At 51.8% G+C, this 25,350-nt stretch carries 15 protein-coding genes, 7 tRNA genes and 1 pseudogene; 7 read left to right on the top strand and 16 right to left on the bottom strand.

What is annotated here, in order from left to right:
- Positions 1–39: 39 nt before the first annotated feature.
- The 3 genes from PBA01S_RS15740 (at position 40) to PBA01S_RS15730 (ending at position 2,020) form a co-directional block, all read left to right on the top strand.
- On the top strand, positions 40–393 hold the full coding sequence (locus PBA01S_RS15740; protein WP_028538814.1) for a hypothetical protein: 354 nt from the start codon (positions 40–42) through the stop codon (positions 391–393).
- Between the two features lie 131 nt (positions 394–524).
- A complete protein-coding gene (locus PBA01S_RS15735; RefSeq protein ID WP_009224701.1) occupies positions 525–1,016 on the top strand; it encodes a cation:proton antiporter regulatory subunit in 492 nt (163 codons plus the stop codon).
- Positions 1,017–1,162: 146 nt separating this feature from the next.
- Positions 1,163–2,020, top strand: coding sequence for a YitT family protein (locus PBA01S_RS15730; protein WP_051416912.1), 858 nt, complete (start codon positions 1,163–1,165; stop codon positions 2,018–2,020).
- A 58-nt stretch (positions 2,021–2,078) separates the two neighbouring features.
- Here the strand turns inward: PBA01S_RS15730 and PBA01S_RS15725 are convergent, their stop codons facing one another.
- The 8 genes from PBA01S_RS15725 to PBA01S_RS15690 all read right to left on the bottom strand — a co-directional run bounded on the left by PBA01S_RS15725 (position 2,079) and on the right by PBA01S_RS15690 (position 15,593).
- Positions 2,079–2,921, bottom strand: a complete 843-nt coding sequence (locus tag PBA01S_RS15725; RefSeq protein WP_028538815.1) for an aldo/keto reductase — start codon at positions 2,919–2,921, stop codon at positions 2,079–2,081.
- Between the two features lie 130 nt (positions 2,922–3,051).
- Complete coding sequence (locus tag PBA01S_RS15720; RefSeq protein WP_028538816.1) at positions 3,052–5,082, bottom strand: glutaminase family protein; 2,031 nt, start codon at positions 5,080–5,082, stop codon at positions 3,052–3,054.
- A gap of 67 nt (positions 5,083–5,149) precedes the next feature.
- Entirely contained in the window at positions 5,150–7,492 is a 2,343-nt protein-coding gene (locus tag PBA01S_RS15715) for a hypothetical protein (protein WP_127576311.1), read from the bottom strand.
- 89 nt (positions 7,493–7,581) lie between these two features.
- On the bottom strand, positions 7,582–10,620 hold the full coding sequence (locus tag PBA01S_RS15710) for an alpha-mannosidase (RefSeq protein ID WP_127576310.1): 3,039 nt from the start codon (positions 10,618–10,620) through the stop codon (positions 7,582–7,584).
- Positions 10,621–10,645: 25 nt separating this feature from the next.
- Complete coding sequence (locus tag PBA01S_RS15705) at positions 10,646–12,112, bottom strand: extracellular solute-binding protein (protein WP_028538819.1); 1,467 nt, start codon at positions 12,110–12,112, stop codon at positions 10,646–10,648.
- A 147-nt stretch (positions 12,113–12,259) separates the two neighbouring features.
- Entirely contained in the window at positions 12,260–13,183 is a 924-nt protein-coding gene (locus PBA01S_RS15700) for a carbohydrate ABC transporter permease (RefSeq protein ID WP_009224694.1), read from the bottom strand.
- Positions 13,161–14,150: a carbohydrate ABC transporter permease gene (locus PBA01S_RS15695; protein WP_009224693.1), complete on the bottom strand. Its 990-nt coding sequence runs from the start codon at positions 14,148–14,150 to the stop codon at positions 13,161–13,163. Before PBA01S_RS15695 ends, PBA01S_RS15700 begins: the two co-directional genes overlap by 23 nt.
- A gap of 192 nt (positions 14,151–14,342) precedes the next feature.
- Positions 14,343–15,593 carry a GntR family transcriptional regulator gene (locus PBA01S_RS15690; RefSeq protein WP_009224692.1) on the bottom strand — a complete coding sequence of 417 codons (1,251 nt, stop codon included), beginning with the start codon at positions 15,591–15,593 and terminating at the stop codon, positions 14,343–14,345.
- Between the two features lie 330 nt (positions 15,594–15,923).
- Here PBA01S_RS15690 and PBA01S_RS15685 point away from each other — a divergent pair, with 330 nt between their 5' ends.
- Complete coding sequence (locus PBA01S_RS15685; protein WP_255315373.1) at positions 15,924–17,939, top strand: GxGYxYP domain-containing protein; 2,016 nt, start codon at positions 15,924–15,926, stop codon at positions 17,937–17,939.
- Between the two features lie 76 nt (positions 17,940–18,015).
- Here the strand turns inward: PBA01S_RS15685 and PBA01S_RS23245 are convergent.
- Positions 18,016–19,776, bottom strand: a pseudogene (locus PBA01S_RS23245) (ABC transporter ATP-binding protein); the annotation flags it as partial.
- Between the two features lie 119 nt (positions 19,777–19,895).
- Between PBA01S_RS23245 and PBA01S_RS15675 the strand changes: the two are divergent.
- The 3 genes from PBA01S_RS15675 (at position 19,896) to PBA01S_RS15665 (ending at position 24,504) form a co-directional block, all read left to right on the top strand.
- Positions 19,896–21,365 carry an ABC transporter permease gene (locus PBA01S_RS15675; protein ID WP_127576308.1) on the top strand — a complete coding sequence of 490 codons (1,470 nt, stop codon included), beginning with the start codon at positions 19,896–19,898 and terminating at the stop codon, positions 21,363–21,365.
- A gap of 18 nt (positions 21,366–21,383) precedes the next feature.
- Positions 21,384–22,571: an ABC transporter permease gene (locus PBA01S_RS15670; protein ID WP_127576307.1), complete on the top strand. Its 1,188-nt coding sequence runs from the start codon at positions 21,384–21,386 to the stop codon at positions 22,569–22,571.
- 100 nt (positions 22,572–22,671) lie between these two features.
- Positions 22,672–24,504, top strand: coding sequence for an ABC transporter substrate-binding protein (locus PBA01S_RS15665; protein WP_085170642.1), 1,833 nt, complete (start codon positions 22,672–22,674; stop codon positions 24,502–24,504).
- A gap of 207 nt (positions 24,505–24,711) precedes the next feature.
- On the opposite strand, the gene PBA01S_RS15660 is transcribed toward PBA01S_RS15665, so the two are convergent.
- The 7 genes from PBA01S_RS15660 to PBA01S_RS15630 all read right to left on the bottom strand — a co-directional run bounded on the left by PBA01S_RS15660 (position 24,712) and on the right by PBA01S_RS15630 (position 25,348).
- Positions 24,712–24,791 (bottom strand) — tRNA-Leu (locus PBA01S_RS15660).
- 21 nt (positions 24,792–24,812) lie between these two features.
- A tRNA-Leu gene (locus PBA01S_RS15655) sits at positions 24,813–24,898 on the bottom strand.
- A 10-nt stretch (positions 24,899–24,908) separates the two neighbouring features.
- Positions 24,909–24,982: transfer RNA gene (locus PBA01S_RS15650), tRNA-Cys, on the bottom strand.
- Positions 24,983–24,993: 11 nt separating this feature from the next.
- A tRNA-Gly gene (locus tag PBA01S_RS15645) sits at positions 24,994–25,068 on the bottom strand.
- Between the two features lie 5 nt (positions 25,069–25,073).
- Positions 25,074–25,145, bottom strand: a tRNA-Gln gene (locus PBA01S_RS15640).
- A 22-nt stretch (positions 25,146–25,167) separates the two neighbouring features.
- Positions 25,168–25,243, bottom strand: a tRNA-His gene (locus PBA01S_RS15635).
- 31 nt (positions 25,244–25,274) lie between these two features.
- Positions 25,275–25,348: transfer RNA gene (locus PBA01S_RS15630), tRNA-Trp, on the bottom strand.
- Positions 25,349–25,350 lie beyond the last annotated feature (2 nt).

The raw sequence follows: 25,350 nt of genomic DNA, 5'->3' as shown, positions 1-25,350 counted from the left end.
TAATAGTAAGTAAATAGATGTCGAGGGGAGGGATGACGCATGACAACGCAACAACTAAGGCTTCGTTGGTTAGCTGTGGTGGTATTGACGTTGGTCCTGGCTTTGTCCCTCCCTTCCTTTATTTCATCCCCCGTTCATGCAGAGTCCCGCGGGGAAGAGACGCTAGAGACCGATTATGGCCATGTGCAGCACAAGGTATCACTTCGCCTCAATAGTACACCGTCTTACGGCAAGCTGTTTATCGACAGAACCCCGCATCAACTGGATACCGTCCCGGCCTTGATCAGCTTTATGCTGCTGGCGCCATGGGCGTGTTTCCGACCGTTATTCTGCCTGCTGTTAAAGCGGCGTCTGCTTATGCCCATCAAATTTACGAGCATGTTCGTGGCTTAACCGAAGTTGTATCGTTTTTTTGATCCAGTCTCCTGCAGGACTTTCACGTTTTTTCAAACGAAATCGCATGAGGCTTATTTGGTATTACCCAAAATGGAAAAATGACTTTAAAAACTGGAGGCTTGACTCAAATGAATCTCAAAGAAACAGATCTGCCCGGAATCGGTAAACAATTCGTGGTCCAGGCCCGCAGCGGCGACAAACTCTCGATCGTTATTCATAATGATGGACGGCGCGAATTATCTCATTTCGATGAAGATGATCCAGACAACAGCGTTTCCATGGTCACTTTGGATGACGATGAGGCGAGATATATCTCTGCCATTATTAGCGGTGCGACATATAAGCCAACAGCAATGGAGAACATTGAAGTGGCTTTAGGCGATCTGATCATTGAGTGGTATAAATTAGATTCGAACTATAAAGCGATTGGCAAAACCATCGGCGAGTTGAAAATTCGTCAGCGTTCTGGAGCGACGATCATCGCCGTAATCGAGAAGAACCACAAGAAACACATCAATCCCGGACCTGATCTGATGCTGACCTCCGAGGCAACGGTGGTCGTGCTTGGCGAACGGCTCCATCAACAACAAATCAGACAGATCCTATTGAGCGGAAAATAATTCATTGGATCATCTCATGCTGAAGGCGGTTTGTCCTTCACCCGGATCGCGGCGAGGAAATGGTCTACTGTCCGCGATCTATCCGTTGCTTGGTATAAGAACCGCCTGCCCTTGATGATGGGTTTATCCAGTAAGGAGGGGTCGGTTTGAAACACCAGTTAAGAATTCATTCCTCCCGGAAGACCCGCGGCGGCTTCAAGACACTAATTCCGACGTTTGGCCATGCTGCCGGCGTCATCGCCGGCGCATTGCTTGCATCGGTCGGCTTAGAGCTGTTCCTGATGCCCCATAGCATTGTCGTTGGAGGAATGACCGGATTATCCGCATTGTTGGCGTTAAAGACGGAGATGCGGCTTGGATTGTTCTTGTTCTTGCTGAATCTGCCCTTGCTCTTTCTTTATCGGAAAAATATCCACTGGTCCTACGGGATCTTCACAGTGCTTGGCGTATTGGTATTTTCATTGGGGACGCTTGTGCTCCATCCTTATCCTTCCCTGATCGACGAGCCGCTCCTGGCGGCGTTGATCGGGGGATTATCCTTGGGAATTGGGCTGGGTTTAGCCCTGCGTTTTGGAGGGGCATTGGATATTGCGGAGAAAGCCGTGAACCAACTTCAATATGGCAGATTGTCCCCTGAGCGGATTTTGCTGATGCTGAACTGCCTAATCCTGATTGGTGCGGGCTTTCATTTCGGCTTTCTCCAGGCCCTCTATTCGGTGATCGCCTACCTGTCCGCCTTTGAAGCCGTCAAGCTTCTGGTCCAAGGCGGGATTTTCACCCAAACGGTACGAATTAAAAGTCGCCATTGTGCTGCGATCCAGAGGGAACTGTTGCGATACCTGAACCGTTCGGCTGTTTATCGGCTGGATCCCGAAGTAACTGGGGACGAGGAAGGGATGGGCATTTTGGAAATCCACTGCCATCGGCTGGAGCGGTCCCGCTTGATTTCCATCGTTCATCAATGTGACCGCGAGAGTGAAATTACGTTTCTTCCAAGGAAATAAACGTAATGAGCCGCAGGAGTAAATCCTGCGGCTCTTTATTTTCTATCGTGGGCCCAATTTAAAATTCTTCGTAAACGGCAGGATCCTGGTTTCGAATCCGCCCGTCTGGACGGGACAAGCCGTTGATCTGCTTCATTTCTTCCTCGTCTAGCGCAAAGTCGAAGATCGAGAGGTTCTCGATTTGCCGAGCCGCAGAGGCCGATTTCGGGATGGATACAGCGCCCAGCTGGTGATGCCAACGCAAAATAATTTGAGACACCGACTTGCCGTGCCGCTTCGCGATTTGCTGGAGCGTCTCGTGCTGCAGCACCTCATTGCCATGGGCCAACGGGCTCCAGGATTCCGTGACGATTCCATGCTCTGCATGATATTTGCGCTGCTCGGCCTGATTATAGAACGGATGCAGCTCAATTTGGTTAACGCTTGGCGTCACGCCCGTTTGCTCGATGAGGCGGTCCAGATGGTCCGGCAAGAAATTGCTGACACCGATAGAACGGATCAGTCCCCATTTTTGGGCGTCGATGAGAGCTTGCCACGCTTCCACATAATGCCCTTGCTTCGGATTAGGCCAATGAATCAGATACAGATCGTAGTAGTCGAGCTGTGCCCGGTACAGCGATTCCTGAATCGCTTTGACCGCTTTATCGTAGGTGTGGTAACGCCCGGGCAGTTTGGAGGTGATGATCAGCTCTTCCCTCGGCACGGCAGAACGCCTTACCGCCTCACCTACCGTTCCCTCGTTCTCGTAGTTATACGCGGAATCTAGCAAACGATAACCGGAGTGGATCGCATGTACAATCGACTGCACGCCTTCGCTGCCGCGGAGCGTGTAGGTTCCGAGCCCGACTACCGGCAGTTTCAAACCGTCATTTAGCGTAATTTCTGGAATGATATGACCCAAGCTGAACACTCCTTTCGGATAAGTACTCTTTCAGAATATCATAATTCAATTGATATGAAAAAACGAACAGAAATCGCCAAATGCGGCGATTTCTGCGGAGTGTATATGAAACTACGGATCAATTCAGATTTTACGCACGATCCCATCCGCGATCCTTCAGCAGCTTGATGAACAAGCCGCCAACTACCGTCCGATGTTGGAAGCCAATCTGCCGCGCCGTCTTCGTGTCGTACCAATCCGTGAACGGTACGCGGTCCGGCGTCTCGTTCAGGAATACCCAGAGCGGCTCAACGATCCGCTGGAAGTCTTCGCGCGTTTCCGCGAGCGTCCCGGCCCAGACGAGCCAATCGGCCTTCGTATAGGCTGCTCGATTATCCAGCGGTGTGCCATACCGTTCCTGTTTCTTCTGATACCATGCCACTTCACGGCGGATGATTTCCTGATTGAACAAGCCAGTTCCGAAGATGCCGTCCCAGACGAGGTTATATTTTAGACTCCAGGTCCCCGGCTGACCAAAGGCGAGCAGTGTATGGTTCTCATCGCTCGGATCGGCGGCGAGCACTTCCCACTGGCGCGCCATTTCGGCAGAGGCTTTGCGGTAACGCTCCGCTTGTTCCTGATCGCCCAGCAGTTCGCATAACAGCCCATAGCTGGCAACGCCCATCACGGCTTTCGCCGACAGGTTCGCATTGCGCGCTAAATGTCCGGCGAAATCGTCGGTACATAATTGATGTTCCGGGTCCAGCCCATGCTTCAACAGATAGTTGGCCCATTGGGCGAGCAACTCTCGATGTTCCTCGACGAAGCTCGTATTCCCGTCAGCCAGCGTAACTGCGGCCGCCATGACCAACATATTGCCGCACTCTTCCACCGGCATTTGCCCTTCGAGCTTATTCTCGCCGTATACCTGACCGTTAGCCAGCGGATATTGACCTACGTCATGCGGGGCAAATTCAAATGTCCAGGCGTCGCTGGCAGCGTATTTGAAGATTGGGCGCATCATACCGCGAACCAGCTCAGGCTGGTACAGCAAGAACAGCGGAATCGAAGGATAGCTCACGTCCACCGTCGCTATACAGCCGTTACTGAAGCATTCCTTCGACATGAACAGCACCTGTCCGTCAGGATCCAGAACCAGTTTGTGTGCTGCAATCGCCTGTCGGTAGGATAAGGACAGGACATCGGCATATTTCTCCCCGCCGGCACGGATTGCGTCCTCGCGAAGCTTGGCATCAAAAGAATCGCAGCGGGCAAGAACATCCGAATAATCCCGGAACGCTTCGTGGAGCAAAGTCGGGAAGGTTTTTCCGTCTTTTCTCCAATACGCCTCCAAAGGCTGACCAAAATACTCAATCGCATACACGTCATCATAAGCAAGAACGAGGAGATGCGTCTTCTCATCCGTTCCGCTGACTTCACCGGCATTCCATACCGAAGCCATCACAAGCTCAGCCTCGCGAACGGGCTGTGGTTGGGATAGCGGAGCCGCGCCTTCCTGAAGACGAACCTCACCTTCGCGAACGAATTGCTTGCGAATCTGTGCCCGATCCAGATAGGTTTCGACATCCGATGCCTGCTTGACGGCCAGCATGAAGGTGCCCCAATCGATGCGCTGGTCATCACCCGAGCGATGAAGCGGGTTCTGCTCAACATGACGAACCTGCAGCACGGTGAGGTCTCCCTGCACGTCTTGTTGCCAAGTGATCGCCTGATCGGTTTCATTAACGCACCATTCCCCGGTTACGTCGACATAGACCCGCACTTGGTGGGGCTTTCCGTCAAGGGAATGCACGCGGAACGCGACATAGGAAGCCGGCCGCGACAGCAGCTCCAGATCGTCCGGCAGCAGCGGACTCGTAAAAGTCACGTCCAGCCCAACGCCTCCGGCCTCGAACTGATAGCGGGTGGAGAGCGGTGTGACTTCAAGTCCAGTTTGGTTCATCGCCTCCGGCTCTGTATAATACCGTTCCGGGTTAGATTCAACGCGTCCGGCAAACCGCCAGGCTACGCCGTCGATATAAGCCAAGCCGGTGAACGCTTGCCGACGCCCGGTCCAATGGCGGGTGAAATCGTCGGTTAATGAATCCGCCATCGACCAGACGCTGAAAAAGGGATCAATAGTAACCAAAGGTACTGCCGGTGGACGCAATTTTGTACTCATTCGAAATCTGCCTCCTATCTGGATCATGCGATTTGTCCAATCGTTTTTATCTGTTCCATTTCGTTTCCTATTTTGTCACGGTGATGCGGGTTCCTCCATCTCCGTGCTCGTAATGAAGCAGCAGCGTGTGTGACTTCGCGTCCCATTCGAACGGCAGAGTGACGTTTGACGCCGAAGCCGAGCCGTCTTCCTGCTGCAGTCCCAACACTTCTGCCGTCACCGCCGTTGGTTTCGCATCACAGCGAATCCGCGCCACGGCTTGCAGCGGACGAGGCCCCTTAGCCGTAAACGTAATGGCATTCTCCTCCTCGCGATAATCCTCAATCCGGGAGGAGGCGGCAATCACTCTAAAGCCAGGTTCAGAGTCGAGGCTGTGGCTGTCCGGCCCGGGGTAGGCTAAATCATAAAGTAAGGCCTGGTGTCCGGGTTGCACCGCAACTTGCTCTTTGACCGGCAAACCGGGATCAAGCAAGTCAACGAAAAGTCCTTCGAGCTCCAGCGGCGCATCGCTGACTGACTCGGTCATGACGGAAGCGATCACATACGGACCGCGGCGGAGATGAAAATAGTTGACTGGTTCCCAACGGAGCGCGTCCGCTGACGTTGGAGCCGGCTTTCCTTCTGCGGAACCTCCCGCCCCTGTCTGCGCTGCAGATGAATCCCCTGACGCGCCTGACGCCGCAGATGCTTCTCCGCGGCCGAGCAGCTCCATCGCTTCCCGTACGGCGGTGCGATACCGTTCCGCCGCCTCCGCACTTTCCGCGATTTTGTTTGGTCGCAGCGGCAAATAACTGACCAGGCCGGCGCCAACTCGGGTGACGCCTTCTGCCGCTGCTCCCGTCGCGCTTGGCAAGCCGAGGCATTCGAACAGATGGGCCCGGGGTGAATCGTAGCGCCGCCGCCCCTGGTTCCACCATTCCCGGACCTGATGATACGGATCGCTGTCATCGCCAACATATATCAGCGCTCCGCCTTCCCGCACCCATTGTGCCAAAGCGTTATGCAAATCCGGGTACTCCGGCTTCATAAACTCATAGCTTAGGACCAAAACGCGGTAGTCATCCAAATATCCCGGGAACCGCCGAACGTTATCCAGCTGCACTGGCCGTACCGGCAGTCCATGCTTAACGAGCGGAAGCGTCAGCCCGTAGAAAGGCGAGAAATTCAGCAGTTCCACCGCCGATTCATCGCTCAGCTCCACCTCGTTCGTCCCGTCGTATTTCTGCATAAAGCCGGACGTTCGCGTCCCAATCCGTTTCCGCTGGAACATGGCTGAATCGGCGAGGAGCACGCCGGTGACAGCGGTATTGCCGTGCACCTGGACCTCTTCCTGATCCATATTGCCAAGCGTATGCATCACGTTCAGCAGCACTGTCGCGTAATCGGTCGGAATTCCCTCTTTGCCGTTGCCATCAGCGGAAGGATATTGCCCCTTAAAAATCCGGCGGGGCCAAGGGGCGACCTCATAGCGGGAAACCGCCGGGTGCAACAGCGAAGCGATCAACGTCTTCGTGTAGTTCTCGCGGTAATCGATCCACGTCCGTGTCGGATCGTCCTCGATCGGATCGTGCAGGAACCACATGCGGCGGTGCGTCCCGCGCACCAGTTCCTGCATGATACCATATTCCAGGAACGCCGTCTCGAATGTCCGCTCCGCCCGTTTCCCTTCGTATACGTTCGCTGTGCGCGACGTCCCCGTCCAGATTTGGGCGATATAACCGTCAATCGCCGGCAAATCGAGCAGCCGGGATTCCGGACTGACGATCCGCCATTGGGTATAGTTAATCAGGCTGTGAGTGGGTACAAAAAAACGCAGCGGTCGATTATACCGGACCAGCGAATATTCCTTCAACGCCGAACAGATGCGGTCCAAACAACGCGTGTACAGATAAGCCTTCAGCTTGGACGCTCGGTATTGCGCGTCCTCCGAAGTGTGGGGCGGTTGCCAAGGCTCGTTATAGTAATTGCGCCATTCGCGTTTGAACGCCTCCGAGTATCCGCCCTCCACCCAGAATTCCGGTTCCTCCAGGTGAATGGCCTCCACCCCGGCATCCACCGCCGGACGAATTCGCTCGATAAGAAAATTTGCATAACTGATGGTTGGTACCATATAAGGAATATCTACCGAGGTTCCATGGATGATCGTCTCGCCATCTTGATACTTTTGGGCTTCGTCCCAATGGGAGCGCCCGTCAACTTGGCCGTTCAGATAGTCCTGGTAACCGCCCCAGGACACTCCGGTCATGAGATGCACATGGTAGCCCCGCTCCGCCCATTCGCGAATGCGCTGGGGCATCGTTTCCCCAATGCCATACACCATCACAAAATCCGTCTGCATATCGTAGGCCGCATGATAAGCACCGCTTTCCTGAAATCCGGTCCGTTCTTCCGCCCTTGCTCTTCCCGTCACTCCTAAGCCCTCCCTTTGTAACTTAGAGTTCGTTCACAGCCAACCTCATTTACAGCTATCTTAAAACCTCTGCTGCACTCGATCCGTCATTAAGCTAACTGAATGCGAATCGATTTGATCTCAAACGGCGTAAACTGCAAGCGAATCCGATCCGTATTTTCGGCCAGCAGCCCCATCGGCTCCTCCAGCAGATTCACTTCTTCAATGGTCCGGCAAGCCGGTCCAAAGCTTAGCTCACCGTCCGCTCCAGCTCCTGCCGTTTCGTACAGACGAACGATCAGATGATCGCTGTCCTCGGCCTTCTTCACCGCTTCAATCATCACGTTAGGATGATCAATCGTGAGGAAGGGCTTCCCGTGCAAGGAACTGCTGCGAGGCGTCCCGCCGCCTTGAGGCGGCACCGGGATGGCCGCAGCGGATGCAATCGGAACGTTCAGCTCATAACCTTTGCGGTATACGCCGGCTTGGATAAAGTCACCCGCATGCGGATACAGCGCATAAGTGAAGCGATGTTTCGCCCGATCGGCCTGCGGATCTGGATATCCCGGGCTGCGCAGCAAGTTCAAATCCAGCACGTTGCCTTCTGCACTGTGCCCGTATTTGCAGTCGTTAAGCAACGCTACGCCGTAATCCGGCTGCGACAGATCGAGGTAATGGTGAGCGCAAATTTCATCGCGGGCAAATTCGATCGCATTATTGCGCGTTGTTGCCCGTTTTAACACTCCAAACTGAATTTCGCAATTTACCTGATCGCTGACAACTGCCACCGGGAAAGCAACCCGGAGCATTTTACCGGTTTCCCGCCAATCGGCTTCCGTTTCGAAGCGCAGTACATCATCGCCTTGCAGCAAGCGGATCGTTTGCTTTAACGTTGATTCCCCGAAACGGTAAACTTGCTCGACCACCGCCTGCGGCCCCGAGACGTAAGCGCGCCGGCTTTCCAGCGTCATCGTTCCGGCAATCGTATCGCGATAGTCGCGCGGGAAGTCCCAGGCATCACCGTCATCATGGTAAACCGTAAATACGTTAGCCTCAGCGCCCGGCTGAATCGCTTCCCGCCCGGCGGCTTTATCGTACAGCGACACGATGCTGCCGTTCTCGGCAAACCGAACCGCAAGCCGTTCATTCTCCAGCCGGAAGTCCTCGGCAATGAATGCATGTTCCGAAGCCGCTGGTTCTACTGCAGCCTCCGTGAGCTTGCGCCAGCTCATCGCCGGTACCTGCACGTACTTCCAGCTTCCGCCAAGCTCTACCCATTCCTGACGGTCCCAAGGCAAGGAGTTGAACAGCACAAGTTCACCGGCAGCAGCCCCGGACAAGCCAGCGATTCGTCCATAAGCTTCCGTAATCATCGCTTGGACTTCCTCCAGCAGCTTGGCGTAGCGCTCTAACGACTCGTCGTACACCCGGGTGATCGAGGATCCTGGCAAAATATCATGGAATTGATATAAGAGCACTTCCTTCCAGATCTTCTCGAGCTGGGCCGCCGGGTACTCTGCCGGGCTTGCGCCTAGAGCAATCTGCAGCGAAGCCGCGAATTCAAGCTCACGCAGCGCCTTTTCCAGCTTGCGGTTATACCACTTGTTGCGCGCTTGCGTCGTTAACGTCCCTTGGTGCTTCTCCAAATACAATTCGCCGCGGTACGTTTGGAATCGCGAAGCCTCTTGTTCCAATCGCTTGAAGAAGTCGATCGCCGGCTCCTGAACGACCGGTGGAAGTCCCAGCAGGTTCACCTCTCGCTCAAGCCGCTCCAGGTGCTCTTCCCCTGGTCCGCCGCCGCCGTCGCCGATTCCAAACAGCATCAGCGCATGCTCCGAGACGTTCCGATCGAGATAGTCCCGTTCGATCTTGGTCAGCGACCGCGGAGCCGCCGGGCTGTTATAGGTATCCTCCGGCGGCAGGTGCGTCAGCACCTTCGTCCCGTCGATGCCTTCCCACATGAAGCTGTGGTGCGGATGCGTATTATAGGTGCTCCAGGAGAGCTTCTGCGTCATCATGTAATCGACACCAGACTTCTTCAGCAGCTGCGGCAGACTGCCCGTATATCCAAACACGTCAGGCAACCACAACACCTTCATATCCTTGCCGAACTCCTCCCGGAAGAACCTCTTGCCATACAGGATTTGCCGCACTAGCGCTTCGCCACCGGAGATGTTCGTGTCCGGTTCAACCCACATCGCGCCTTGCGCTTCCCAGCGTCCTTCGCGGATCCGCTCCTTCACTTCGGCGTACAGCTGCGGATAGTACTCCTTCATCCACTGGTACAGCTGCGGCTGGCTTGCGCCAAACACGTAACTCGGATACTTCTCCATGTTCCGCAGCGCCGTAGCAAAAGTACGGGCTCCCTTGCGAATCGTCTCGCGAATCGGCCACAGCCAGGCCAGATCGATATGCGCGTGGCCAATAGCGCTGATCGTCAGGACAGGATCCCCGCCTTTCTTCGCCAGTTCGCGGGCCACATGCGCTTTCGCCAAGCGTACCGTTTCATCATTGATCTCCGACAGCTGAAGAGCTGCTTCATAGACAGATTGCAGCACCTGAGCTTTTCTGGCGCTGGAATCCGGCAGCTGCTCAACCAGCTCGATGAGCACTTCCAGATCGTAAGCCAATTGCCGAGCTTCCTCATGGCAAATGGCGATATCCGCTTCCTTCAGCGTTCCGCTGCGATAATGTCCAAATAGGTCATTGCAGCCGCCGTCTCCCCACAGATTGATCGTTTCCCCGCCTCGGGCGGCGGTACTCACGTCCACCACCCGCTTACCCGGCCGACCTAGGCTGTAGTCGAATTCGGAGCTAACGTTCGTTAAGCCTTGCCGCGGGGTTCCCGCTTCATCTACGAGACATAATTCTCCATTAATATCGATCAACAGAACGACTTTTTGGCCAGCGGCCGTTTCCGGTACGGTTCCTTGAAAATGGAACCAGGCGCAATCCCACAGCTCTCCCCATTTATCACCGGGATGAAGCCGTATGTGCCGGCCGCTCATTCGCTCGGCGTAAGGGACCGGCTCTTTCGTCACCCAAGCTTCAACCTCCAACCCGGCAATCGGGCGGTAAATGAATTCCTGTAGTTTGGCAAGCCTTTGCTTTGCCTTTTGGATCATAATGTGGTTCGTTTCATACGGCATGCTGCATCACTCTTTCAATTTAAATTTACTTTTTGGTATAGGCCTCCGCTTTCTTCTGTGCATCATCCAGAATCGACTGAATATCCTCCTTGGTCATTAACGCTTTCGTCACCGATTCACCAAAGATTTGCCATACCTTGGAGTCTGCATTCGCAAACGTTGGCAACCCTTGCACATTGCCGGCCATCGCCAGATAGTGCTGGTACATTTCCGGATGCGCCTCTTTATATGCATCGGTTTCAGCCACCGATTTCAACACTGGAGACCGGACACCCGTATCGGCGATCAGCTGTTGAATCTCTTCGCTGTACATTGCGCGAATATACTCAAATGCAGCTTCCTTGTTTTTGGCATCCTTCGGTACGGCATGGAACGCAGCGCCGATGGTGATATTGCCGGCTTTGCCGTCCGGGGACAGCGGGATTTGCGACATGCCGTACTCGATACCGATTTGCGCGCTCTCGATCGCACGCCACGGACCGTCGATCAGGTAAGCGATCTGTCCTTTCTTAAACGCATCGAAATACGTTCCCTCATTGGTGTTGACCATCAATCCAGCTGGATGGTTGGCGTTCAGCTCTTTTAAGAACTGTACCGTTTCTACGTTAGCATCGGAGTTAAAGACAGGTTGACCTTGATCATCCGCAAATCCTCCGCCATTGATGACAAGCAAAGTCCCATACCGCAAATACCCCCCGGCATTCGGTCCAGCATAGACCCCGCCGCCGTAGAACTTGCCTTTTCCTGCTTCTGTGACCTTCTTCACGTTCGCCAGCAGCTCATCCCACGTTTCCGGCGCTTTGTCCGGGTCCAGACCTGCTTCCTGCACCAGCTTCTTGTTCCAGAACAAGCTGCTTACGCCAGGTTGCGAAGCAAAACCGTAAATCTTGCCGTCATACTCCATCGGCTTCCAGGCAGCCGGTGCTACTTTTTCACGAATTTCTTGAGCCATGTCATCTGGGAACGGTTCAAGCAATCCCTGTTGGGCAAACCCAGGCATTTGCGTTTCCCCAACGATGATATCAGGCATGTTCTTCGCCAGGAATCCCGCCGTTTGCTTCTGGATCAGCGGCTCCCCCCAGCCCCAGTCCTCGGTTTTCACCGTAATGTTCTTGCTTTGCATTTTCTCATTGATGATCGATTGATAATAGTACGGGAAGACGCCTGCTTTCTTCAGCGGTTGACCCGGCGTATAGTTGAAATCCTCTGCTGTAATCCGGGGATTCAGCGTCTCGTCAGCGATTTGTCTTTCTTTGTGTTTCTCCAGCAGTTCGCTCAGCACCCCGACGCCAACCGCTACGGCTCCTTCATTTAATACGGTAATGGTAGCGCCTTCAGAAGAGGACGAACCTTGATTCCCTGATGCTCCATTAGTCCCTGGGTCGTTCGCAGCCTGGTTACCTCCAGTGTTACCCCCTCCAGATCCGCAAGCCGCTAGTAAGGTGATGAGTAACAGCGATAGAAACATGACGTGGAACTTTTTCAACAACATGCTTGAACCCCTCCAAAAGTCATTTTATTCAGCGTGAGTGTCCATTAAGTCAAGTTTTCAATACGGGTGTTGAACTGTTTTCATCGATTCGATCCATAACGGACCGGTAGTGCAACTTCGACATAAAAAAATGAGTTCCCGGCCTTCCTAACCTTTGATCCCTGTGTTTGCCAAGCCCTGCACAATATACTTCTGGAAGAAGGCAAAGATCAGTAGCGCTGGAATCGTAATGCCAAGGCTCAGGGTAATAATCATCGGATAGTTGATGACGGCGCCAGGGCTTGCCCCAACGGAGGAAATCCGCGTGATCGCCGCAGGAAGCGTTTGCAAACTGTCGTCTGTTGTATAGAAGAACGGGGTAATAAAATCGTTCCACGTTCCAAGCGCTGTCGTAATCGCGATAAACGCCATAATCGGCAACTGCAGCGGGAAGAGGATCTGGAAGATCAGTCGTAACGTCCCGGCCCCATCCACAATTGCAGCTTCGTCGATTTCCAGCGGTACTTTTTCCAGCGACTGCTTCACCAGAAACGTCCCCATAATGTTGATGCTAGGTCCGCCGATCAAGTAAACCCACCAGGAGTTCAGAATCCCAGTCCCGCCGGTAAAGATATCGTTTCCCCCGGCAAACGGGAAGCGGGCAAATTCAAGGTAAGTCGGAATGATCGCGAGCGTCCCGGGAATCATCTGCGTAGCAAGCATGATCAAGAAGATCGTATCCCGTCCTTTAAACCGCAACCGTGCGAACACGTATCCCGCCAAAAATGAAGTCAAAATCGCCCAAAACGTGTTGTAAGCGGTACGAATCAGCGAGTTCTTCATATAAGTGGCTACGGCGGCATCCGTGGACCCGACGATCAGCGCCTTGAAGTTCTCCAGCGTGGGCGCTTTCGGAATGGGGAAGATGCCTAACACCGTTGAGGAGAATTCCGTCTTGTTGAAAAAACCAGCAAGCACCATGAAGATCAACGGGTAAAGCAAAATGAGCCCAACGCCAAGCAGGATAAGATGTCCCAGTAAATGAACGGGCTTAAACTGTTTGCTAACTTTAGCGTTCAAAGGACTGGGCATGCGGGAGCGCCTCCTTTTTCGCAGATTTGACGGGCTTGATCGGAATGGTTGTCCGACGATCGGATTTCGTTGACCAGTTGTAATACAGCACCGTCACGACGATCACGATCATGGCCATGATGAGCGAGGAGGCGCCAGCCATCCCCAAATTAAAGTCCCAGAAGCCGTCCCGGTAGATCCGGAACACCAGCACTTCGGTTTGCCCGTAAGGCCCGCCGTTCGTAATGAATAAGACCTGCTCGTAAATCTGGATCGCTGCGATCAAGTTCGTAATCACGATATACGTCGCGATAGGTTTTAACCCTGGCAACGTAACATACCGCAGCTTATGCCACCGTCCTGCACCATCCATTTCCGCCGCCTCGTACAAGGACAAATCTACGGATTGCAGACCGGCCAACCAGATTAAAGCGGCACCGCCAACCCCTTTCCAGACCGAATAGACCACAATCCAGAAGATGCCCCATCCGACAGAGTACTGCCATACGATAGGTTCCTTCCCCATCGCTTTCAGCAGGTTGTTGATGACCCCATTGTTTGAATCGAGAAAAATGTTGAATACTTGCGTGGTCGCTACCGTTGCCGTGATGGCGGGGATGTACCAAATGGAACGATAAAATCCTTTGCCGAACAGCGGCAGGTTCATCAGCAGCGCAGCAAAAAAGCCTGCTCCCAGCGTAATGACCGTGACCAGTCCACCCAGCCAGATCGACCTCCACAATGCATCCGTGTATACCGGGTTGTTAAAGAAGCTAACGAAGTTATCAAACCAGATGAAATTAGGTGTATCTGCCAATCCCACCCATTCGAAGAACCCTAGCACGAACCCGAACAAAGTGGGGAAACCCGAAACCACCAACCATGCCAAAAACATCGGCACGAGGATAACGGCGGCGATCAAAGCATCTTTACGCTTCCCTAACCTGCGCTGCATTGCCTTTCGCTTCTGTAATCCCGCGGTTTCCATCGTCCAAGCAACCCTCCTTACTGTGAAGTGCACTGTTAAAGCTTTTTTGTTCTAAGTTGTATTATCTATTTGCAATATTAAATATATTTCACTATATCATTTATGTCAAGTATTAGATATATCATTTAATGCTAATTTGCTATAAAAAAGACACCTAGCTTGCAAGGGCAAGCAGGTGCCCTGTCAATCTATTTACTTTACTCGTTTCGCAAGTGGGCCCGTAGATTGACTTTCAATTAATTTTGGCTCGAGGATCACTTTCGTGTACCCCGCATCTTTCTGCTCAGGCTTCTCGAGAATGTCCCGCAATATCCGAGCTGCGGCTTCTCCCATCTCAATTTCCGATTGCGAAATATGCGAGAAGAATCCCCATTCATGCAGCCCCGGCGAAGGATCGTCAAACGTCAAGATCGAGATGTCCTCCGGTACCCGAAGCCCTAGTTCTTTACAAATTGAATAGATGTGCAGGCCAAGCCGTCCGTTCAGTGTGATATAAGCGGTAGCGATCTGGTTTTTGATAAACCGGTACAAAGGGTGCTTCTTGTCAATCTCGCTGTAATCCACATTGAAATCCGTGAGGATCAGTGCCGGATTAATCATCGCGCCCTTCTGTTTGAGCGCCTCCATATATCCGTTAATCCGTTCCTCTACCGTAATGGTGGGCAACGGGGAATCGGAGCAGATGGCGATATCGCGATGCCCCAGACCCCACAGATAATCAACAGCAAGCTGTCCGCCGATTAATCCGTCGCTGCGCGACAAGTTCGTCGCCACTCCCGGCAAATACCGATCGAGCAGCACAAACGGGTAACCCCGCATCTTCAGGGCTAAAATTTCCTCGTTGTACGTTTCCGCATCACTTGGGAAAATAATCAGACCAGCGGCTCCTTTGCGAATCAGATCGTTGATCGCTTCCTTCTCTCTTTCAATGGAATTGTACGTCAAGACGATTTGCAGGCTGTATGGACTGTCTTCAAGAATGTTCGTAATTCCTTGAAGCAGGCGGATGGCAAAATAGTCTACCATCATTGGCATAATGAGCCCGATCGTGGTGCGCCCCGGAATATGGGATGCTGCTTCAATCGCTCCCAGCGAAGGATCCGTTCCCCCTCCGTTTAACGCTCCGGGGTGGACTTGTGCCCCCGAATTTCCGTCCAGCACAGGCCATAATCCGCCCCCCTCTGCCAGAGAGCCTTGATGGCGTTGCAATAGCTCGCCAATCCCCTCGCTGACGAAGCTTCCACGTCCAGGGATCCGGTAGATCCACCCGTCCTTCGCCAGCTGCATCAAGGCATTGGCTACCGTTATTCGGCTGACGTCGAACTGTTCCATTAACTCTTTTTCTGATGGGATCTTATCGTTCTCCCGCAGCTTCCCCTGCAGGATCATTTCTTTGAAGTGCTGTTGAATCTGCATATACAACGGTTTACGTTCGTTTTGCATAAGGCTTCTCCTATCTTATTTCTCTCCATATATTCACATTATATCATTTATAGCATTTCGTCAATCCATTTCAAGTCATTCGCTCCCTTGACATTCACTATTGGATATATTAAACATATTATACAGGTGCTATCGTTTTCTTTACACATTTCATAAAAAGGAGGGAATTTGTGAATCCAGCGTTTCAGAGAGCCTGTCGATGAGCGATAGCCCTAATATGCAGATACGAGGTGAACGCATTTGCTTCGCAAAATAACGATGACTTGTCTCATTTTATTCTGCACCATGTCCTTATCCTCAGGTACCACCTCTGCATCGGCAACATCCTCAGTGGAAACGGCGTCAAAGAATACGATCAGCTGGCCTAAATCGCAAGCGCTTCCAAGCTTCGGAAAAGTGAAACGGCTGGATGTGGCCGACGTCGCCAAAGCGCCGGGCGACATTCGCATCATGCTGGCTACGCTGCAAGGTGTGGTCAACCGTTCGGAGCCGCGCATTTATTTGCTGGAGAATGAAGAAGAAGGCAAGCTGACTTGGCTTAATGATCTCAAGGTTCCTTATCAACTGCATAATGAAGCTTGGGATCTTGTGAAGAAGTACAAAAATGAAGTGAAAGGTATCATCATCTACGATCCGGAGGTTCCCGATTCGATTAATGTCGCGACCACCTTAGCCGGGCTTAAAAACGGGATGGTCGTCAGTCCGGACCTCGCTCCGCAACTCCAAGCTGCTCCTTATCGCTTGAAGGTGCTTGAGGATTTGCGCGGCCGGTTCGAGGATCGGATGGATGCTTATACATGGCAATATGAACATCTGTGGAAAGAAACGACGCATCGTATGCTGATCGGGCTTAGTCCCAGCGTCTCCATCAAAATCCCTCCGGGACTCCCCGAATCGTTTGAGGTGATCGCCGAAGAGACCCGGCAGATTCGTGATGCCAGCAACAAAGGCACCTACGAGCTAGATTTGACGTCGTTTCTAGGGGGAGATGCCGTCTATTTGCGGTTTGATGATGCGTTTATCCAAGACGGCTGGGGCTCCGCCGTACATGAAGTCGTGATCAAGGCCGATGGTCAAACGATCGCTCAGTTCATTCCGGGTACACCGGAAGAAGAAGAATTTTTATACGATCGGCAGGATTCGCAAATTTCTGCGGGTGACGGCGGGCACCGGTTTGCCGACAACGGGCGCTATTTCGTCTATCGCTTCGTTCCTCCTGCAGGTACGCAAGAGCTGACAGCCTCTGTGGTTATGTGGAACCAGTTCAAGGTCTCTGCCGGCAACGTTCAACCGCTCTCCTCCGAACAGAAGGAGCCTTACGGTTACCTGCGGGATTATGCCGTCGCGAACAAAGCGATGGTGTTCTGGTTGGAAGTTAATGATCCGGAGCAAAGAGAACTGTTTGAGAAAATCTTATCGGACGTCGAGCCCGGAACCCCTTATCTCGGATGGTTCAGCAACGACGTTGCAGGTGAGTTCAGCTCTGTCGAAGTGACCTCGAACCATGGTGTTTACGTCTTGGCTGCCGATTGGTTCAGCAACTTGACCGTTTTCTCCGGCACCCAAGCGAAGCAGGTTAAAACCAAAGCCCCTGCTGCTCCGCCATTAGAAAATAAAATCTATGTCACGTACACCTTCAGCGAGGGCGACAACTTCCAATATAACCAGCACCGGATGCGGATTCTGTGGGATGATCCGGCCCGCGGTCAGGTGCCAATCAACTGGACGTCCAGCCCGCTGCTGTACGATGCCGCTCCAGCAATGCTGAACTATTATCGCCAGTCGGCCACCGATAACGATCTGATCATTGCCGGACCGTCCGGTGCCGGATACTTCTATCCGGAGGCTTGGCCGGAAGCGACGTTTGCTGAATTCTTGAAGAAGTCCTATAAATACTTACAGAAATCCGGCATGACTCTCACCTATGTCTTGAACCGGATTGACAGCAATAACGTGCCACTGGGTTCCTCTTATGCGAACGCCTATGAGCGCTACTACAAAGCCCCTGGCTTGTTCCTGAGTTGGGAGGATCGCCACGGCGTGGAAATCGTTAACGGTTCTCTGCCGGTATCCACGATTCAAGGCATCAGTACCGTCCAAGACGGCCTGCGCGTCCTGGAACAAGCGAAAGCGAATTGGGACGGTAAGTCCCCGCTGTTCGTATCGCTGGGGTTGCTGGCTTGGAGCCTGACGCCTTCGGATGTGGTCGCCATGACGGAAGCCCTCGGACCGGAATTTGAAGTGGTACGAGGCGATCATTACTTCACCCTCATTCGTCAGTCTAACGGGTTGTCCGTGAAGCCGCATTCGCTGGAAATGGACGAAGAGCCAGCTGCGGTACAATAATTTTTAAACCTCAAAAAGGTCTGCATAGCCAGCTGATGTCAGCTGATATGCAGACCTTTTGATTTTCTCCAAATTATTAAATCGCAACCTTCTTGCCTTCCGTTGGCAAAGCCACCCAGTGCCCCTTGGACACTTCGACCAGTTGGGAGTTCTCCAGATCATACTTGTCCACTTCCGTGGATTCTTCCACGATAGTCCGCCTCTTCTGCGACTCAACCTTCGGATCTGGAACCGGAACCGCAGCGAGCAGCGATTTGGTGTACTCATGCTGCGGATTGGCGTACAGTTCTTCGCTTTCGGCAAGCTCAACGATTTTCCCCATGTACATGACGGCAACACGATCGCTAATATGCTTTACCATCGATAGATCATGCGCAATAAACAAATAAGTCAGTCCTAATCGCTGCTGAAGCTCTTCTAGCAATTGAACCACCTGGGCCTGAATCGATACATCTAAAGCAGAAAGCGGCTCATCACATACAATAAACTTCGGGTCCACCGCAAGCGCCCGGGCAATGCCGATTCGTTGACGCTGACCTCCGGAGAACTCATGAGGATATCGTTCCGCGAAAGCCGGTTCTAGCCCCACCATATCGAGCAACTCTTCGATCCGCTTCTTCCTTTCCGTCCCGCTGCTGACCAAACGGTGCACATCCAGGGCTTCCCCGATAATATCTGCGACTCGAAGGCGTGGATTCAGAGAGGCATAAGGATCTTGAAAGATCATTTGCATGTACCGGCGCATCGTTTTCATTTCTTGTGCAGATAATCGATTAACCGCAATCCCTTGATAAAGGACGTCCCCTCCCGTTGGTTGATGAAGGCGCAGGATGGCGCGGCCGGTTGTGGATTTCCCGCTTCCCGATTCTCCTACTAACCCCAGGGTCTCCCCTTCGCGAATGTGAAAGCTGATATCGTTGACAGCTTTCAAAATATTTCCCTTCCCCAAATCAAAATACTGTTTCAAAGACTTCACTTCGATCAGCGGACGCTCTAAATTCGAGTTGTTCAGAATTAATGATGCGGGTTTTGCCCTTTTGGGTTCATCCAAACGCGGTAAGGCGTTTAGCAACTTGAGGGTATATGGATGCTGCGGATTCGCAAAGATCTCTTCCGTTGTCCCGCTCTCCACAATGGCGCCTTCCTTCATCACCACAACCCGATCACACATCCCGGCAACCACTCCTAAGTCATGGGTGATCAGAATGATGGAGGTGCCAAAACGCTCCTGCATTTGTTTCATCAAGCTAAGAATTTGCGCTTGAATGGTGACATCGAGTGCTGTCGTAGGTTCATCGGCAATGAGTAAAGCAGGCCGACAAGCCAAGGCAATAGCGATCATCACGCGCTGGCGCATCCCTCCGGAGAACTCATGGGGATATTGGTTATACCGCAGCTCGCTGTTTCGAATTCCAACCAACTTCAACATTTCAAGCGCTTGAAATTTAGCCTCTTTCTTGGACAGCTTCTGATGTTTGATCAGCCCTTCGGCAATTTGTTCCCCGATCTTCATCGTGGGGTTCAGTGAAGTCATTGGATCCTGGAAGATCATCCCGATATCCCGGCCGCGGATGCTCTCCATCTCTTTCTCCGAATAATTTGCTATCTTATTCCCTAGAAAAAAGATTTCGCCCTCTTTAATATCCGCAGGTGGAGTAGGCAACAGACGCATGATTGCGCGGGCTGTTACGCTCTTCCCGCTGCCGGATTCGCCGACGATGCCAAGCGTCTCCCCTTTTCTAACCTCGAAACTAACCCCCTTAACAGCTTCAACTTCCTGGTCCCGTGTCCGAAAGGATACGGATAAATTGCCTACCCGCAGTATCGTCTCCATCTTTACAACTTCCTCCCGTCCATCTCTGTGAAATCTACCGTTGACATCAAATAACTCCTAAAATAATATATACTATAACGATCGGAATAATGCAATTTGTGAATAAGAAAGGTGGATCATCCATGGAAGCCGCACCCGCGGCGAGAGCCGCTAATGCTGAACCAGTGAATGCAAAGCCCCGTTTCAATCGGAGAGTCGGGTCCATTTATGCCAAAATGATGTTAGATTCCTCCTATAAATATTTCTTGCTTCTCTTAGGAGCTCCGGTAAATCTCTTCGTCTTCTTCGTGTACTGGCTCCGGAAGCGTAATGATGCTTACCGGCTGCTGCTAGCGGATACGAGAAAGGAACTGCTTGCTTCCGGGTACAAGGATGAGCTGAAAGCGGAAATTCTGGAGCAACTGCGTCAGAAGCAGCGTTTCTTCGGGGCAGCCGTATCACCGAAAAAAACAGAGCTGCTCGCAGTGAAAGAAGCAGAGGGTAAATTTCAGGAAGCCGTTCATGATGCCGCAGAGCAAAAAAGAATCCAACTGCAGCTGGTACGAACCGATTTCGTTGGGACGTTTCAGGACTTGGCCGAACGCTCCTGGTTTCTTGCCCTTTCGTTTATTCCCGGCATCCTGATGTATTTGTTGATGTTTTTCTATAGCAGTCCTTATCTGAAATACATATTTGAGCGATGTGTCATGGCCCTGTTCGTTATTGTGGGCGTATCCATCGTGGTCTTCACGATCCTTTATTTGTCGCCGATGAATCCTGCCGCCAATATTCTTGGAGAGACGGCAACGGAAGAGCAGATTGCACAGTTCAACAAAATCTATGGACTCGACCAATCCTACCTCGTGCAATTATGGAACACGATCAAAGGGATCGCGACCTTTGACCTTGGCAAATCGTTCGCCGGCAATGAACAGGTGACGGAGACGATTGCCCGTAAATTTCCGATTACACTGACGTTAACTACAATCTCGTTGTCGCTGGCCATTCTGATCGCCATTCCTGCGGGGATCCTGTCCGCCGTCAAACGCAATTCACTGTGGGACTATACATTGATGTTCATCGCGCTAATTGGTTTATCGATTCCGAGCTTTTGGCAGGGGCTGATCTTCATTTTGAATTTCTCGATCAAGCTCCACTGGTTGCCGGCGACCTTCAATCCGCAAAACGCGTTGTCGATCATCATGCCCACCCTTGTCTTGGGTACCGGACTCACAGCGGCGATCGCCAGGATGACGAGGTCCTCTACACTGGAAGTCATTGGCGAGGACTACATCCTTACCGCCAGAGCGAAGGGATTAAACAAGCGGCAGGTGTTGCTCAAACATGCAGTGCGTAATGCCCTCATTCCGATCGTAACCGTAATCGGCTTGCAATTTGGCGGAATGTTAGGCGGTTCGGCCGTGACGGAGAAGGTGTTTAATATCAGCGGCATCGGCAGTTACATCGTAGATAAGCAGTTTGTACCGGATATCCCCAGTATCATGGGCGGCGTGGTCTATACCGCGATAACGATCTCGATCATCAATGTAATTGTTGACGTTCTGTACGCTTTCTTCGATCCGCGAATTCGGACGAAAATGAAACAATACTGAAGCAGGTGCAAATGAGATATGGCCAAAGCCCTTTTTTCCTCAACCCGAAAATTTAACACCGAAGTGAAGCTCGCAGTGTACACCCTGTTCACAGATGTGTTTGTGATTGCGCTGTCCGCCCTGAACTTGTTCAAACCCTATGTTTCAGACACTTTCCTTCCATCAATGATCGTGCTAATGCTCATCGCGTTGTTTCACTTGATTGCGCTTGTGCTCGTAGCCCGGTATACCGATGACCGTAGCGCAGCTCCTGGATTAGTCTGGATCGCGGTCTTCTTGATTTTAGCCTCTGTGACAGGCAATCTATTTGCTTTACTGCTTGGGGTGAATCTGCTGATCAAACTACGGAATCATGGGAATCCAGGGACCTACAAGTGGGAGGAAGTTTGGAGCAAGCTAACCCGAAGCACACCATCCATGCTTGGACTGTTCTTCATCATCTTTTTATTTTCGCTTTCGGTATGCAGCTTTTTTACGTTTGACTATGCGATGGCAACCGAAAACAACTACAGTGCCATCCTGCAACGCCCAAGTTTGGCCTATCCGCTTGGTACGGATAATTTCGGCCGATGTCTGTTTTCACGAATCGTGTTTGGCGCTCGGATATCATTAGTTGTTGGCTTCCTTTCGACCGTTCTGCCATTCATAGTCGGCGGTGCGCTGGGGGCGATATCCGGATACTACGGACGGCATACCGACAATATCATCATGCGGTTATTAGACATTCTTTACGCCATCCCAGGGATTTTGCTGGCGATTGCAATCATCGCGGCCTTTGGTGCTAATACGGTGAACCTTATTTTAGCGCTGAGTGTCGGTGCGATTCCAACCTATGCGAGAACGATGCGGGCTAACGTGCTGCTCGTATCCACTTTTGAGTTTGTGGAAGCCGCCCGGGCATTGGGAACTTCCAACGCCGCGATCATTTTCAAACATATCGTTCCGGGAGCGCTGGCACCGATGATTGTCAAGTCAACCTTAACGATTGGCACCGCCGTCATCTCGACCAGCAGTCTCAGCTTTCTTGGGCTTGGCGTGGAGCCGCATATACCGGAATGGGGTAATATTCTGAAGCTGGGAAGCACGTATCTCGAATCCCATTCCTACTTAGCCGTTTATCCTGGGCTTGCCATCATTGCGCTGGTCTTGTCCTTTAACTTCTTGGGCGACGGGCTCAGGGATGCGTTAGATCCTAAACTTGGCTAACGTCATTTACACTTTTTTGGTGTGGTTATCCTTTCGTTTTTCGTCCGCGGAAAATGAATGAACATATTATTTTTTACTTGATTGAGGGAGGAATTATAGAATGAAGAGAAAACCATTACTTATCTTGCTGATCGCTTTGATTTTGGTAGCCAGCGGATGCTCTGTGAAGACCAAATCGGATGTAGCCGGCAACCAAAGTACCCCAAAAGCGGAGGCAGAAAACGCGGTAGATCAAACTCCAGTAGAGATCGAGCTCCTTGCTTCCAGCTCCAGCGAATCGGATGTTAACATCATCCGGGACCAGTTGACCAAAAACGGCTTTAACGTGAAACTGAACCTTCAACCGGATTACGGCAGCTTTAAAGCCCAACAAGATGCCGGCAACTTTGACATCGCTTTGTCCAGCTGGACGACTGTAACTGGCAACCCTGATTACGCCGTGAGATCGCTGTTCAAGACCGGCGGTGATTACAGCATCTTAGCCGATCCGGAAATTGATCAATTGATCGACAAAGCTGCAACCGAGACACCGGAGCAATACAAAGAGACTTATAAGCAATTTGAACAACGGCTGGTCTTTGACAAAGCCTATATCGCACCACTTTACATTTCTTTGAAGAGCCAAGCCATTAACAAAAACATTCTGAATCCAGCTAGCGTTAGATTGTCTAAATCCCGTGCCCTGGCCTGGGAGAGCATCGACTTCAACGATACATCCAAACGCGATAAAGAACCGCTGCTGCTTACGCAAGCGGCTTCCGTGTTAACATCCCTGGATCCCATCAAAGGCAACGATGGTTCCATTAACCAACTGAACACCAATATGTACGTTCGCCTGATCAATTTAACCGACGATGATCAAATCACTTCCGAAGGTTCCCTGTCCCATAACCACACCATCGCCGAAGGGAACTCGGAATACTATTTCCTGCTTCGGGATGACATTAATTTTGCGAAGATCGAAGACAAAAAGGCCGTCGACACAGGCGAGCGTGTAGGCGCTGACGACGTCGTCTTCTCCTTGCTGCGAGCAAAAGACAAAAATTCGGTACCCGATCATCGCACTTACAGCTTACATGAACATATCAAGAACGTAGAGATCGTCACGGACTTGTCTTCCCTAGATAAGATCCAACAAGCCGGCGGCGGCGGAAGTGTCAGAGAAGCGCTCGAGGCTGGATTGGAAACGAAAATCAAAGAGCTCGTTGCTGATAAGAACCAAGCTGACAATAAAGCTGGAAAATACCAGGTCGTCAAACTGACCACCACAGAGCCATTCCCGCAAGTTCTGAACTACTTGGGTCACCAGTCGGCAGGGATCGTGTCCAAGAAACAAGTCGAGAGCATCAATACGTATGACGTAGCTACCTTCGACGTGAACAAGGACGTTCCATACGGGGATCAGAACACTGTGACGGAAGGCCCTCAATACAACAACACTTTGTATGCCAGCGGACCGTACATTTTATCATCCAAGAACGACTACGAGGCCACCTTCTATAAAAATCCGGGATATCGGAAAGGCAGCGAATATGAGCCTAAAATCTCTACGGTAAAAGTTCGCTTTATCGCCGATGCCGACAGCGCCCTGTCCGCACTGCGCAACAGCGAAATCCATCTGTATTACGGCGTACCGGAAACGAAGTATGACATTGTTAAAGGCGACAGTAAACTGCAGCTGCAAACTATCGAAAGTAACGGTGTGACTTACCTGCTCTTTAATACCAAAGGACGTCCTGTTGCCGAAAGCGAAGATCTGCGTAAGGCCGTGCTTTATTCCATCAACCAGGATGAAATTCTAGCCTTCTACAATGGCAATAAGATCAAAGCGACCTCTACGGTTAGCCCGCTGGTGAAGACCGGCAACGAGTTGGTCGCGGATCCAGCGAAAGTGCAGGAGTTCTTAAACAAGTATCGGAGTGCTTCAAACTAACTTGTTCCTTAAGGTAATGAATCAGCCCATCACACAATGTCTGAACAAGAGACGTGGGATGGGCTTTTTTTCAAAACTAAGGTTGAACCACCGTTAGCTCCAAATTTGTTGATTCTGCCTCTAGGCTGTCAAGGAAGAGGATTACAAGTGCAAAATAAAAACAGTTCACTAGATCTTGGATCTAATGAACTGTTCTGTTAATTGTAATGCCGGTGAAGGGACTCGAACCCCCACGGTTTCCCTCACGATTTTGAGTCGCGCGCGTCTGCCAATTCCGCCACACCGGCACATATAAAATGAATTAAAAGTGCGGAAGACCAGACTTGAACTGGTACGGTAGTCACCTACCGCAGGATTTTAAGTCCTGTGCGTCTGCCGATTCCGCCACTCCCGCGAATTATCAATGGAGGCGCCACCCAGATTCGAACTGGGGATAAAGCTTTTGCAGAGCTGTGCCTTACCACTTGGCTATGGCGCCATAATATAGAATGGAGCGGACGACGGGAATCGAACCCGCGACCCTCGCCTTGGCAAGGCGATGCTCTACCGCTGAGCCACGTCCGCTTAAACTGGGGATATAGGATTCGAACCTATGCATGACGGAGTCAAAGTCCGTTGCCTTACCGCTTGGCTAATCCCCACTATATTTGATTGAGAAAGAAATGGGGCGATCGATGGGACTTGAACCCACGAATGCCGGAGCCACAATCCGGTGCGTTAACCCCTTCGCCACGACCGCCATAATATAAAGTTTATCAAGAGAGAAAAAGTGGCAGGGGCAGCAGGAATTGAACCCACACCAAAGGTTTTGGAGACCTTTGTTCTACCTTTAAACTATGCCCCTAG

Origin of the sequence: Paenibacillus barengoltzii NBRC 101215, assembly GCF_004000745.1 — a bacterium.
GTDB lineage: Bacteria > Bacillota > Bacilli > Paenibacillales > Paenibacillaceae > Fontibacillus > Fontibacillus barengoltzii.
This window is presented reverse-complemented; position numbering and strand designations above follow the sequence as displayed.